Origin of the sequence: Streptomyces sp. NPDC050528, from assembly GCF_044457795.1 — a bacterium.
Lineage (GTDB): Bacteria > Actinomycetota > Actinomycetes > Streptomycetales > Streptomycetaceae > Streptomyces.
Genome location: NZ_JBITHH010000016.1, coordinates 146,075 through 158,727, shown reverse-complemented (window position 1 = coordinate 158,727; position 12,653 = coordinate 146,075). Strand labels below are relative to the sequence as shown.

10 protein-coding genes and 1 pseudogene are annotated in these 12,653 nt (G+C 70.3%); 3 read left to right on the top strand and 8 right to left on the bottom strand.

Going from position 1 to position 12,653, the window contains the following annotated elements; genetic code table 11:
• Window positions 1-353 precede the first annotated feature (353 nt).
• A pseudogene (locus ACIBK4_RS42365) lies at window positions 354-782 on the bottom strand (VOC family protein).
• 275 nt (window positions 783-1,057) lie between these two features.
• Window positions 1,058-1,567 (bottom strand): excalibur calcium-binding domain-containing protein, encoded by a 510-nt coding sequence (locus ACIBK4_RS42360; RefSeq protein WP_399004246.1) that lies wholly within the window; start codon window positions 1,565-1,567, stop codon window positions 1,058-1,060.
• Between the two features lie 195 nt (window positions 1,568-1,762).
• On the opposite strand from ACIBK4_RS42360, the gene ACIBK4_RS42355 reads away from it, so the two are divergent.
• Window positions 1,763-2,689, top strand: coding sequence for an oxidoreductase (locus ACIBK4_RS42355; protein ID WP_399004079.1), 927 nt, complete (start codon window positions 1,763-1,765; stop codon window positions 2,687-2,689).
• A 33-nt stretch (window positions 2,690-2,722) separates the two neighbouring features.
• Here ACIBK4_RS42355 and ACIBK4_RS42350 read toward each other — a convergent pair whose 3' ends face one another.
• From ACIBK4_RS42350 to ACIBK4_RS42335, 4 genes are all read right to left on the bottom strand, one after another.
• The gene (locus ACIBK4_RS42350) at window positions 2,723-3,508 is read right to left on the bottom strand and encodes an SDR family NAD(P)-dependent oxidoreductase (RefSeq protein WP_399004077.1); all 786 of its coding nucleotides are present in this window, start codon (window positions 3,506-3,508) and stop codon (window positions 2,723-2,725) included.
• A gap of 91 nt (window positions 3,509-3,599) precedes the next feature.
• Window positions 3,600-4,184 (bottom strand): TetR/AcrR family transcriptional regulator, encoded by a 585-nt coding sequence (locus ACIBK4_RS42345; protein WP_399004075.1) that lies wholly within the window; start codon window positions 4,182-4,184, stop codon window positions 3,600-3,602.
• A 71-nt stretch (window positions 4,185-4,255) separates the two neighbouring features.
• Window positions 4,256-5,395 carry an LLM class flavin-dependent oxidoreductase gene (locus tag ACIBK4_RS42340; RefSeq protein WP_399004073.1) on the bottom strand — a complete coding sequence of 380 codons (1,140 nt, stop codon included), beginning with the start codon at window positions 5,393-5,395 and terminating at the stop codon, window positions 4,256-4,258.
• A gap of 176 nt (window positions 5,396-5,571) precedes the next feature.
• Window positions 5,572-6,483, bottom strand: a complete 912-nt coding sequence (locus tag ACIBK4_RS42335; RefSeq protein WP_399004070.1) for a LysR family transcriptional regulator — start codon at window positions 6,481-6,483, stop codon at window positions 5,572-5,574.
• A 152-nt stretch (window positions 6,484-6,635) separates the two neighbouring features.
• On the opposite strand from ACIBK4_RS42335, the gene ACIBK4_RS42330 reads away from it, so the two are divergent.
• Both ACIBK4_RS42330 and ACIBK4_RS42325 read left to right on the top strand, forming a co-directional pair.
• Complete coding sequence (locus ACIBK4_RS42330; protein WP_399004068.1) at window positions 6,636-8,039, top strand: M20 family metallopeptidase; 1,404 nt, start codon at window positions 6,636-6,638, stop codon at window positions 8,037-8,039.
• Window positions 8,040-8,121: 82 nt separating this feature from the next.
• Window positions 8,122-9,438 (top strand): MFS transporter, encoded by a 1,317-nt coding sequence (locus tag ACIBK4_RS42325; RefSeq protein ID WP_399004066.1) that lies wholly within the window; start codon window positions 8,122-8,124, stop codon window positions 9,436-9,438.
• A 25-nt stretch (window positions 9,439-9,463) separates the two neighbouring features.
• Here the strand turns inward: ACIBK4_RS42325 and nirD are convergent, their stop codons facing one another.
• Complete coding sequence (gene nirD, locus ACIBK4_RS42320; protein ID WP_399004064.1) at window positions 9,464-9,814, bottom strand: nitrite reductase small subunit NirD; 351 nt, start codon at window positions 9,812-9,814, stop codon at window positions 9,464-9,466.
• The gene (nirB, locus tag ACIBK4_RS42315) at window positions 9,811-12,426 is read right to left on the bottom strand and encodes a nitrite reductase large subunit NirB (protein ID WP_399004062.1); all 2,616 of its coding nucleotides are present in this window, start codon (window positions 12,424-12,426) and stop codon (window positions 9,811-9,813) included. Before nirB ends, nirD begins: the two co-directional genes overlap by 4 nt.
• Between the last annotated feature and the right edge of the window lie 227 nt (window positions 12,427-12,653).

Sequence of the window (12,653 nt, the reverse complement as noted above, 5' to 3'; positions counted from 1 at the left end):
CTGGCTCGCGTACTGATCGCGGAGCGGAGGAGGTCCTGATGCAGAACAACCCCGATGACACGACTCTGTCAACGGTCACGCCATTCGTGATCGTCCACATCAGTCATTGATGTCAGAACGTCATGCGCTTTTCGCTGGTCAAGTCACCATTGGCAGAAGGCCACTGCGGCATCATCCCCGGACTTGTACCGCGGCCACCGGCGTCCAGTGGGGTCCGTGGCCGAGGCGCTCATCGTCGTAGGCCTCGGCCACCAGGTGCTCAGTTACGCGCGGCCCTTCAACTCGCCCCGCCCGCCTACCCCTTGACCCACCGGTCGCGAGGAGGGCTCGGCGGACTGCCGTCGGACGGTCCGCTAGGGGCGGATGTAGGGCCCGGTCATGATCTCCATGTTGCGGCCGTCCGGGTCCTCGAAGTACGCGCCGTGACCGCCGAACAGGCCGTTGATCCCGCCGGGTTCGGTGTGGTGGGGGTCGGCGTAGTAGGTGACCCCCACCGCCTCCAGACGGGCGATCATGGCGTCGAACTGCGCCTCGGGCACGAGGAACGCGTAGTGCTGGGACTAGATCGGCTCGTCCCGCTTCTCGTAGTAGTCGAGCGTCACACCGTTGCCGAGGTCGACGGGGAGGAACGGCCCGAACGGAGCACCGACCTTCAGCCCCAGGATCGCGGCGGTGAACTCGGCCGACAGGTGCCGGTCCCTGGCGTAGACGGCGGTGTGGTTCAACTGGACGGCGGTCGCCGACAGTTCGGATGCGTGCGGGTGCTGTTGGTCGTACGACATCAGTGGAGTGTCTCCGGGTCTTTGGATCTGCTGGGACGGGGCGCCGTATGCGGGCGCCGGTTCAAAGACGCGGAGAAGGGGCGGGCCTCTGGCCCGCCTCGCGCTCACGCCGAGGCCGGGACCCCAATTCGTGAATGGCCCACGGCCGACCCGGCAGTCACCCTGCAGACCCTAGTGGCCAATTGCGGACTGGGGCAACGGCGTTGTCGCCGGGTGGCGCCGCCGACGCCCGGCGGCAGCACCAGGCGCCAGCCGCCACCCGAGCTCGGCCACCGTCACTCGCAAGCGACCCCGTCCCCATCCCGGTCCAGGTGGGAGTCGTACCCCGGGTCGCCCACACGCAGAGGCGTGACGCCGGCCGCGCGGGCTGCCGTGCAGTTCGCGTAATAGGTGCTGCCGCCGCCGGAGTTGGAGTCGTCGGAACCCGAACCGGAGCCGGACCCCGAGCCGTTGCCTGCGGCCGCCTCCGCGGTGACCGTCTTGGTGACCTTGACGGTCTTGGTCGTGGTGACCGTGGGCGCGGGTGCCGGGGTGGCCGTCTCGGTCGTCGTCGCCGTGACGGTCATCGTCGGTTGGGGGCTGGCCGCTGCCGGCTTCGCGTCGGTCGTTGTGGCCGTCTTCTTGGCCTGGCCGGAGCCGCCCGCGCCGATGCCGATGAAGAAGGCCAGGGCGAGGGCGGGGAGTACGTAGCGCTTGCGGGCCCAGCGGGGTGCGGGGCGGACCGGCTGGAACGGGGGCTGGGGCTGGGGTTGGGGCATCGGTGGTGTGGCGTACGGGTGGGTCATCTCGTCCCCCTGTGTCTGGTGAGACATGGACCGTATTGCCCCGGTGAGGGCGGTGAGGGAAGAGTGACCATCTCGTGATGGATATGTCGCTCGGTGTGAGCGGAGCGGGGGCGGGGCCGCTCTCGTACGCTGAGATCCCCATCGCTCGCCGTCGCTTGTCCACGGCTTGTCCACGCTTACCGAGGGAGTCCGCTCATGTCCGGCTGGAACGAACACGGCATCCCCGACCAGCGCGGCCGGGTCGCGGTTGTCACCGGGGCCAACAGCGGGCTCGGTTACGTCACCGCGCGTGAGCTCGCCCGCAAGGGCGCCCGGGTCGTGCTCGCCTGTCGGAGCGAGGTGCGGGGGAGTGAGGCCGCCGACCGGATCGTGGCCGAAGTGCCGGGCGCCGAGGCGCAGTTCGGGCGGCTGGATCTCGGGGATCTGGCCTCCGTGCGGGAGTTCGCGGACACCTTCCCCTATGACCGCCTCGATCTGCTCGTCAACAACGCCGGGGTCATGGCGATGCCGTACGGCACGACCGTGGACGGGTTCGAGACGCAGTTCGGGGTCAACCACCTGGGGCACTTCGCGCTCACCGGGCTGCTGCTGCCGGCGCTGCTCGATGCGCCCGACGCGCGGATCGTCACGCTCTCCAGCTTCATGCACGCGCTCGCCAACATCGACATGGACGACCTCAACAGCGAGCGCCGGTACAGCCGTTGGACCGCGTACTCCCGTTCCAAGACCGCCAACCTGCTCTTCACGCACGAGCTGGCACGGCGGCTCGCGGCGGCCGGTTCGGGGGTGGTCGCGGCCGCTGCCCACCCCGGGTACGCCGCCACCAACCTCCAGACCGCCGGGCCGCAGGCGGAGGGGCGCAAGGGTGCCGAGCGGTTCATGGAGATCGGCAACCGGGTCTTCGCCCAGTCCGCGGAGGCCGGCGCGCTGCCCTCCCTCTACGCGGCCACCGCCCCCGACGTACGCCCTGATGCGTTCTTCGGCCCCCGTATCGCGATGTGGCGCGGGGCGCCCTCGCCGTCCTGGCGGGCACCCTGGACCCTCAACGACGCGATGGGGCAACGCCTTTGGGCCGCCTCGGAGGAACTCACGGGAGTTGTCTACGACCAACTCAAGCCGTGAGTGGTTGAGTTGCCGGGACTCACGCCCTGGTCTTCATGCCGTCGCGCCGCTGTCCACCACCAGGTCCGTGCCCACCACCGACGCCGCGTCGTCCGAGGCCAAGTAGAGGACGGCGGCGGCCACTTCGGACGTGGCGGAGATACGGCCCAGGGGGAGTGTGGCCCGTACCCGTTCGGCGCGGTCGGCCTCCGTCTCGCCGGTGCGCAGGGACATCGGGGTGTCCGTGGCGCCGGGGCTGACCACGTTGATCCGGACGCCCTCGCGGATGTGGTCCACGGCGGCACCCTTGCTCAGTACGGCTACGGCGGCCTTGGACGCGGAGTAGGCGGCGGCGCCGGGGCTGCTCGTGTGCACGCCGAAGGTCGATGCCACGTTGACGATCGCGCCGCCGGAGGGTTGGGTGCGCATCTGCCGGATCTCGGCCTGGAGGGCGAGGAAGACTCCGGTGACGTTGATGTCGAGCTGCGTGCGCCAGTCCACCTCGGTGAGGTCGGCGAGGGGCTGCCCGCCCCGGAAGATCCCCGCGTTGTTGACGGCCACGTCGAGCGAGCCGTATCGGTCCACGGCTGCCTGGACCAGGGCGTGGGCGTCAACTGCCCTCGATACGTCGGCAGTTACCGCGAGGGCCTTACCGCCCCCGGTCTGAGCCCCGGCCCCTGCTTCGATCAGCGCGACGGTCTCGTCCAGCGGTTCGCGTCGCCGCCCTGCTACGACGACGTTGGCTCCCTCCGCCGCGAACGCGAGGGCGATCGCCCTTCCGATGCCCGAGCCCGCCCCGGTGACGAGCGCGGTCCTGCCGTTGAAGCGGGTGTTGGTCACGATCTCCCCTTTTTTTGACCGATCGGTTCAGTATGAGGGTGCGAAAAGGCGCCCCGGTGAGTGCGAGAAGGCGCCCGGGATGGAGCGGGCTTCAGTCGAGCAACGTCAACGCCTGCTCCGCCGCGTCCCGCACCCGCGCCGGGTCCCCGGACGCCCGGCCGACCACCCGCAACCCCTGCATCAGCACCAGCAGCATGCGCGCGAGGGCGAGCGGATCCCGGTCGGCGGACAACTCGCCCTGCGCCTGCGCCCGCACCAACGCCGAGCGCAACACCGCCTCCAACTGGTCCCAGTTGCGCTCGACCAGCCGGGTCGCGGCCACGTCGTGCGGGGCGAGTTCGGCAGCCGTGTTGGTCACCAGGCAGCCCAGCGAACGGAGTTGCTCGTCCGCCGCCTCGGCCGCGTACCGCCGTACGATCGCTCGCACGGGCGGCAGCGCTGGGCCCGGCTGGGACAACTCCCGCACCATCGGCGTGAGTCCGGCCCGGTCGTAGCTCTCCAGCGCCTTCATGTACAGCTCGTGCTTGTTGCCGAAGGTCGCGTAGATGCTGGCCCGCCCGATGCCGAGGTGCTCGACGAGGTCGGACATCGACGTCGCCTCGTAGCCGCGCCGCCAGAACAGCTCCAGGGCTGCCCGCAGCGCGGCCTCGGGATCGAACTCCTTGGTCCTGGCCATGCCCGACAGCCTAGGTTTATCGAGAACGATCAGTCAACAATGCTCGCCCGGACGCACGGAGGCCCGCCCGGTCACGCGAACTCCGGGATCAGCTCGCCCACCCGCCGGATGCTGTCCATCACCCGCTCGTGCGGAATCGCCCCCACCTGCTGGAAGCACATCAGCCGGTCGATCCCCGCGTCCGCGTACGCCCGCAGTTTCTTGCGGCACGTGTCGGGGCTGCCGACGATCAGGGAGTCCTGCGCCATCAGCGCCTCGAACAGCTCGTCCTCGGGGACCGTCTCGCCCTGGAGGATGCGGCCGATGGCGAGTTGGGCCGCGTTGGGGGCCGTATCGACCTCCTCGCGCAGGAACGCGCCGGTCAGACCGCCGCCGGCCGGGTCGGCGAGGATGCCCTGCTGGATCGTCATCGTCTCGACGAACGCGTCCGCCGCCTCGAAGAAGGTGAGCGCCCGGGCCGTGTACCAGGCCGCCGCCGCGGCCGCGCCCGACCGCAGCGCCTCCTCGTCGGTCTCCGCGCAGTGCACGAACGTGAAGAACGCGATCTGGTCGTTGACGAAGGCACCGGTCGGCTGTTCACAGTTGGCCACGGCCTCCCGGTACAGCTCGACCAGCCGCGCCACCCGCGTCAACGGCTCCCAGAGGGTCGTGCCCAGGACGCCCACCCCGCGCCGGCCCGCCTCCTCGAACGACGCCGGACTGGACGCCGCCTGCCACAGCGGCGGGTGTGGCTGCTGGAGAGGGGAGGGGACGACCGGCCGGTCCCCGGCGCCCGTCCACAGCCGGGGTATCTCCTCGAACGCCCGCTGAGTCTGCGCCCGCGCGCCCGCCGGGTCCACGCCGAACATCCGCCACTCCGGCGCCGTGGAACGGGTCAGGCCCAGCTCCACCCGGCCGCCGCTCAACTGGTCCAGCCAGGCTGCCCGTTCGGCGACCCGGCGCGGGTGGTTGATCTCCGTCGGCGCCAACACCGCCGCGTGGCCGAGCCGTATCCGGGACGTACGCTGCGACAGCGCCGCGAGCAGCAGCTCCGGCGCCGAGCTGAGGCTGAACTCCTCGGCGCCGTGGTGCTCCACCTGCCACCAGCAGTCGTACCCGAACTCGTCGGCGAGCACGGCCTGTTCGACCGCCTCCGTGATCCGCCGGTGTTCGTGGTCCTCGGTCGCCCATGGCCGGGGGTCCTGGATCTCGCTGAACATGTCGAGCTTCACGTACTGAACTGCCCTTCTCTCCGGCCGACTTGAGATGGGAAGCGCTCCCACGCGGCCGGATCAGATTGTCAGGGAAGTGTGTTACGGCCGTGATGTTCCGCTGTGAGGCTCATGTGCAGGTCGCTCGGGCCGAGTTGGTCGTGCGGACCGCGCAGGTCATGCGGGCGGGCCTCGTGTCAGGCGGTCCGGTCCCGCCGCAGCGACGCCACCAGCAGCTCGGTGAACTGTGTCGCCGACCAGGACGGCCGCCGCCCCGTCGCCGTCTGCACCTGCGCCTCGCGCTGCCGGAACACCGGGTGGTCGACGTGGACGTACGTCACGCCCTCGGTCGCGGCGCTCTGCTCTGTGTCGCCGAGATCTCCGACCAGGGCGAGACCCCCGCCCGCCCGCACGAACTCGTACTGCGGAGCGAGACTGTCGCAGACCAGCGCCGGACGAACCGTGATCCCCTCCAACTGCGCGCCGATGTCGAAGAGTTCACGCTGACTCGTACCCGGCGAGGCCAGCGCGAGCGGATACGCGCACAGGTCCGCGAGGCCGATGCGATCGCGGCCGGCGAGTTCGTGACCGAGCGGGACGATCGCCGCCACCGGGACCACGACCGCGCACTCGACGCGGACATCGTGCTGCGGGCCCATCGTGTAGGTGACCGCGACGTCGGCGAGCCCCTCGACCACGCGGCGGGTCGCCTCCTGGCGGGCGACGACGTCCACGCGGAAGGCCACGTCGGGGTGTTCGCGCCGGAAGCCGGCGATCGCGCGCGGCACCAGTCGCCGCGCGAACCCCTCCGAGCAGGCGACGGCGACACTGCGCGCCTCCGCACCCCGCCCGGTCCTCAACTCCTCGACCAGCGTGGTCGATTCGGTCTCGGTGCGGCGGGCGTGGGCCAGCAACCGCGAGCCGGCCTCGGTCAGCGTCATCCCGCGCGGATGCCGGGCGAACAGCGGGACCCCGATGCCGGACTCCAGCTTGGCGATCTGCCTGCTGATCGCCGACGGCGCGACGTTCAGGGCGTGGGCCGCCTCGGTCACCGATCCGGTGCGGGCGACCTCCAGGAAGTAGGCGAGATTCACCGGCAGAAGCTGCATGGGGTCCCTTGATGGTCATGTACTGCGTTGCCGAAATTAGAACGCTTCACGTCACAAACGGCAATGGTCGCCCGCCCGATTCCGCCCTACTCTGCTGGAACGACGAGAGCGCACCACCTGGCCGACCGCCGTCTTCCTGGAGAAATCTTCCCGTGATCCCTGAGAAACTGGCCCGTAAAGCCGAGGAGTTCGTCGACTCGGGTGCCTTCTTCACCGAGCTGGCCACCATGGTCGGATACGCCACGGAGAGTTCCCGACCGGAGGGCCGCCTTGCCATTGAGGCATACCTCGACGAGTTCCTGACCCCCGCCCTGACCGTCCTCGGCTGCGAGGTCGCGCGCTACGACAACCCCGATCTGACGGCCGGCCCCTTCCTGATCGGTACCCGCGTCGAGTCCCCCGAGCTGCCGACCGTGCTCGTCTACGGCCACGCGGACGTCGTCGAGGGCCAGGCCGGCCGGTGGAGCGAGGGCCGCGACCCGTGGACACTGACCGCCGAGGGCGACCGCTGGTACGGACGCGGTGCCGCCGACAACAAGGGCCAGCACCTGGTCAATCTGGCCGCCCTGCGTCTACTCCTCGCCGAACAGGGCTCGTTGGGCTTCAACCTGACCTTCCTGCTGGAGTCCGGCGAGGAGATCGGCTCACCGGGACTCGCCGAATTCGCCGCCGCACACCGGGAGTTGCTGAAGGCGGACGTGCTCGTTGCCTCGGACGGGCCCCGCCTGGACGCCACGACCCCGACGCTGTTCCTCGGCGCGCGCGGCGGCCTCGGGCTCCAACTCACCGCCGATCTACGGCCGGACGCCTACCACTCCGGCAACTGGGGCGGCCTGCTGCGCAACCCCGCGACCACCTTGGCCGGTGCCGTCGCGACCCTGGTCGATGGCCACGGCCGTATCCGCGTACCGGAGTTGCTGCCGCCCCCGATCCCGCAGGAGGTCCGCGAGGCACTCGCCGGTGTCACCGTCGCCGCCTCGCCCGGCGACCCGGTACCGGACGAGGGCTGGGGCGAGCCCGAACTGTCCGCCGCCGAACGGCTCTACGCCTGGAACACCCTCGAAGTCCTCGCCCTCGGCGCGGCCGACGCCGACCGGCCGGTCAACGCGATCCCGGGCAGCGCCCGCGCGGTGCTCCAACTCCGGTACGTCGTAGGCACGGACGCCGACAAGGCCGCCGAGGCCGTCGCCCGGCACCTGGCCGAGCACGGGTATCCGATGGTCGATGTCCGCGTGCTCGGCAGCTTCGCGGCGAGCCGTACCCCGTTCGACGACCCGTGGGTGCGCTGGACCAGGACCACGCTCGAAGAGGTCACCGGCGGCCCGATCGCCGTCCTGCCCAACATCGGCGGCTCCCTGCCCAACGCCGTCTTCACCGACGTCCTCGGCCTGCCGACCCTCTGGCTGCCCCACTCCTACCCCGGCTGCCTCCAACACGCCCCCGACGAACACCTGTTGGCGCCGATCGCCCGCGAGGGCCTCGTCCTGGCGGCGGGCCTGTTCCACGCGCTGGGCCGACCACCGGCGGACCGGCCGCTCCCCGTACAGCACCGATAGTCGTCGACCGATAGCCCCCGAGTCTCGGCACCCGCGCCCCGTCCGGCACACCCCTCCCCAACACCCGCCGGAAGGACCCCCGATGACCGCTCCGTCCCCCCAGCCCATCCAGTCCACCCACCCCGACGACACCCGGGCGCCGAGCCGCCCCACCGCAGGCCGTGCCATCGCGGTGGCGAGCATCGGCAACGCGCTCGAATTCTTCGACCTCGCCCTGTACGCGTTGATGGCGTCGTACATCGGCCGCACGTTCTTCCCGGGCGGCAACCCCGGTGTCCAACTGGTGCAGGCCTACGCCGTGTTCGGCGTGACGTATCTGATCCGGCCGCTCGGCGGGCTGCTGCTCGGTGCGTACGCGGACCGCAACGGCCGTAAGAAGGCACTGGTGTTGTCGATCCGGCTCATGGTGCTCGGCACGCTGCTGCTCGCGGTGATGCCCGGATACTCGACCCTCGGGATCGCGTCGACCCTGGGGATCGTGGTCGCGCGACTGATCCAAGGGTTCGCCGCCGGGGGCGAGTTCGGGGCGGCGACGTCGTTCCTGGTCGAGCAGGACGAGCGGCGCAAGAGTTTCCTCGGCAGCTTCCAGTTCGCCAGTCAGGGTCTGTCGACCCTCATGGCGGCGGGCTTCGCGGCGGTTCTCACGGCCGTGCTGTCCGACGCGCAGATGACGTCGTGGGGCTGGCGCGTGCCGTTCGCCTTCGGCCTGCTGATCGGACCGGTGGGTTACTTCGTACGGCGCTACATGGACGAATCCCCCGCGCTGGCAGGCGAGTTGGAATCGGCCGCGCCGAAACCCTCCCCGATCGTGTCGGTCTTCCGCGACCACTGGGGCGGGCTGCTGATCGCCGGCGGTGCGCTGATCGTCTCGACGGCGCTGAACTTCATGCTCCAGTACCTGCCGACGTACGGCATCGGTCAACTGGGCCTGGACGCCTCGCTGTCGTTCACCGCGCTGTTCATCGCCGGGGCCGTCCTGACCTTCGTCACCCCGCTCGTGGGGCTGCTGGGGGACCGGCACGGCAGGCTGCGGTTCATGATCCCGACCGCGGTGCTGATCGGCGTGAGCGTCGTGCCGCTCTTCCTGTGGCTCAACGCCTCGCCGTCCTTCCTCACCTTCGCGCTGTGCACCACCGTCCTCGCGCTGCTCAAGGCGGTGTACTTCGGCACGCTGCCGTCGGTGATGGCCGACGTCTTCCCGGCCCGGGCCCGCGCGACGGGCCTGTCCTTCAGCTACAACACGACGGTCGCGCTCTTCGGCGGCTTCACCCCGACGATCGCCGCGGCCCTGATCGAGGCCACCGGTTCGCCGGTGGCACCGGGCTACTACCTGTTGGCCACGGCCGTGTTGAGCACCGCCGCGCTGACGACCGCGCTGCGCACACACCGGATCCGGTGAGGAACGGCGGCGTACGTCCGGTGTGTCACCCCGCCCGCACCTCGTACGTCGCCACCCGCACCGACGCGTCGTCCAGGCACTCCCCGGAGATCAGGTCGAACCGCTGCTTGAGCAGCGGCGACGCGACGAACGGGCGGCCCTGGTGGGTGCCGGTGAGCCCGCGGGAGAGGACCGCCGCGCCGCTGAACGGGTCGCGGTTGTCGATGCCGTAGAGGGTGCCGGAGCGGTCGCGGAACAGGGCGACCTGGTTGCCGTCGGGCAGCAGGGCCGCCACCCCGCGGCCGGGGGTCAGGAGGTTGAGGTCGCAGACCGTGAACCAGCCCTCCGCCAGCCGGAGTTGGACCTTCAGGTCGGTCGTCTCGGGGGCCAGGGTCATCGCTGGGCGCTTCCTTCCAGGACGTCTGCGGGCTGCTGGGGCCGCATGCCGATGGTCAGCAACGGCAGGTCGGGCTTGATCTGTTCGCGCTCGGGGACGAAGCCGATGACGGGGTCCGGGGTGTCGGGCGCGTTCACGAAGGACACGAACCGGGCCAGTTTCTCGGGGTCGTTGATGGTCGTGGCCCACTCGTCGCGGTACCCGGCGACATGCGCGGCCATCAGCGACTCCAACTCCCCGCAGATACCGAGCGAGTCCGCCACGACCACATCCCGTACGTGGTCAAGGCCGCCCGGAATCCGCTCCAGCCACACGCTCGTACGCTCCAGCCGGTCGGCCGTACGGATGTAGAACATGAGGAACCGGTCGATCAGGCGCACCAGTTCGGCATCGGACAGGTCCTTCGCGAGGAGGTCCGCGTGACGCGGAGTCGCGCCGCCGTTGCCGCCGACGTACAGGTTCCAGCCGGTGGCGGTGGCGATGATCCCGAAGTCCTTCGACTGGGCCTCGGCGCACTCGCGGGCGCAGCCGGAGACCGCCGACTTGAGCTTGTGCGGGGAGCGCAGACCCCGGTAGCGCAGCTCCAGGTCGATCGCCATCCGGACCGAGTCCTGGACGCCGTAGCGGCACCAGGTCTGCCCCACACAGGACTTGACGGTGCGCAGTGCCTTTCCGTACGCGTGGCCCGACTCGAAACCGGCGTCCACCAACCGGGCCCAGATCAGCGGGAGTTGTTCCACCCGCGCGCCGAACAGGTCGATGCGCTGGCCGCCGGTGATCTTCGTGTAGAGGCCGAAGTCGCGGGCCACCTCGCCGATCACGATGAGTTTCTCGGGGGTGATCTCGCCGCCGGGGATGCGCGGTACGACCGAATAGGAGCCGTTCTTCTGCAAGTTGGCGAGGAAGTGGTCGTTGCTGTCCTGGAGGGCCGCCTGTTCGCCGTCGAGGACATATCCGCTCGCGCCGATCGTCGGGGCGAGGGACGCGATGATCGACGCCACCGTCGGCTTGCAGATCTCGCAGCCGTCGCCACCCCGGGCGCCCTCACGGCCGTAGCGATCCAGCATGTCCTGGTAGGAGTTGACGCGCAGCGCGAGGGCGATCTCGTACAGCTCCTCGCGGGTCTGCGCGAAGCAGCCGCACAGGCCCTTGTCGACCTCGACGCCGTTCGCCTCCAGCTCGGCGGTGACGAGCTGGCTCAGCACCTTGACGCAACTCCCGCAGCCCGTACCGGCCTTGGTGCACTTCTTCACCTCGGGCACGTTCGCGCAGGAGTGCTCAGTGACCGCACCGCGGATCGCGCCCTTGCTGACGTTGTGGCACGAGCAGATGACAGCCGCGTCGGGCAGCGCGGACGGCCCGAGCTGGACGGCCTCCCCGGAACCGGCCGGCAGCACCAACTGCTCGGGGGAGACCGGCGGTACGGACCCGGTGAACGCGCGCAGCGTGCCGTACGCGTCCGCGTCGCCGACCAGGATCCCGCCCAGCAGCTCGCCGCCCCGGCCGATGACCAGCTTCTTGTACGTCCCCGCCCGCGCGTCGGAGTAGACGACGTCGAGGCAGTCCGCGGTGGCGCCGTGCGCGTCGCCGAAGGACGCCACGTCCACGCCGAGCAGCTTCAGCTTGGTCGACAAGTCGGCGCCGGTGAAGGCGGATTCGTCCTGAGCGATGGTCGCGGCGGCGGTCTCCGCCTGCTCGTAACCGGGTGCCACCAACCCGTACACCCGGCCGTCCGCAGCCAGCGCGCACTCGCCGATCGCGAACACGTGCGGGTCGTCGACCGTACGGCACTGCTCGTCGACCGTGATGCCGCCGCGCTCGCCGACCGACAGGCCGCAGGCGCGGGCGAGTTGGTCGCGGGGGCGGACACCGGCACTGAACACCACCATGTCCGTGGGGAGTTCGGAACCGTCCGACAGCTTCATGCCGGTGACGGAACCGTCCGCGCCGGCGAGGATCTCCTGGGTGCCCACGCCGGTGTGGACGGTCAGACCCATGCCTTCGATGGTGCGCAGAAGTGCGGCTCCACCGCCCTCGTCGACCTGCACCGGCATCAGCCGCGGCGCGAACTCCACGATGTGCGTGGTGAGTCCGAGCCCCTTGAGCGCACCGGCGGCTTCCAGCCCGAGCAGCCCACCACCGACCACGGCACCCGTCGTGGCCCGCGATGCGGCGTACGCCTCGATCGCGAGCAGGTCCTCGATCGTGCGGTAGACGAAACAGCCGTCGGAGTCCTTGCCCGGAACGGGCGGCACGAACGGATACGAGCCGGTGGCGAGAACGAGCGTGTTGTACTCAACTGTCAGTCCGGAGCGAGCGGTTACTGTCTTCGCGGCCCGGTCGATCGTCTCCGCGGGATCGCCGACGTACAGCTCGATCCCGTGGTCGCTGATGAACTCCGCGTCCGTGAGGGAGAGTTCCTCGGGCGTGCGGCCCGAGAAGTACGAGGTGAGCTGGACGCGGTCGTAGGCCGGGCGGGGTTCCTCGCACAGCACGACCACGCGGTGCGTTGCGGTCAGGCCGCGCTCGGCGAGCGCTTCGAGGAAGCGCTGACCGACCATGCCGTGGCCGACGAGCACGATGGTGGGCACCACACGCGGATTCGAGGTCATGCCCAGGAGCCTGCGACGCCGGTGTTTCCCGACCGCATCCCACCTGTTTCCCGCGAGGAACGCTGCCCTCAGCGGGAGCGCGCAGGGGGTGTGAGGGTTCCGGGTGCACGCCGGGGGAGGGGTGTGAGGCCGGGCCGGTGCGCGCCGGTTCGGTTAACCGAACCCCCGGGTCCCGTGCAGGCACCATCGTGTACAGCGGGCGGCGGCGGAAAGCTGGAGACATCGGT

Excerpts from the sequence above, each read along its gene's own strand:
- ACIBK4_RS42360 (WP_399004246.1), bottom strand. The coding sequence starts at position 1,567 with ATGACCCACCCGTACGCCACACCACCGATGCCCCAACCCCAGCCCCAG.
- ACIBK4_RS42355 (WP_399004079.1), top strand. The coding sequence starts at position 1,763 with ATGTCCGGCTGGAACGAACACGGCATCCCCGACCAGCGCGGCCGGGTC.
- ACIBK4_RS42345 (WP_399004075.1), bottom strand. The coding sequence starts at position 4,184 with ATGGCCAGGACCAAGGAGTTCGATCCCGAGGCCGCGCTGCGGGCAGCC.
- ACIBK4_RS42335 (WP_399004070.1), bottom strand. The coding sequence starts at position 6,483 with ATGCAGCTTCTGCCGGTGAATCTCGCCTACTTCCTGGAGGTCGCCCGC.
- ACIBK4_RS42325 (WP_399004066.1), top strand. The coding sequence starts at position 8,122 with ATGACCGCTCCGTCCCCCCAGCCCATCCAGTCCACCCACCCCGACGAC.
- nirD (WP_399004064.1), bottom strand. The coding sequence starts at position 9,814 with ATGACCCTGGCCCCCGAGACGACCGACCTGAAGGTCCAACTCCGGCTG.
- nirB (WP_399004062.1), bottom strand. The coding sequence starts at position 12,426 with ATGACCTCGAATCCGCGTGTGGTGCCCACCATCGTGCTCGTCGGCCAC.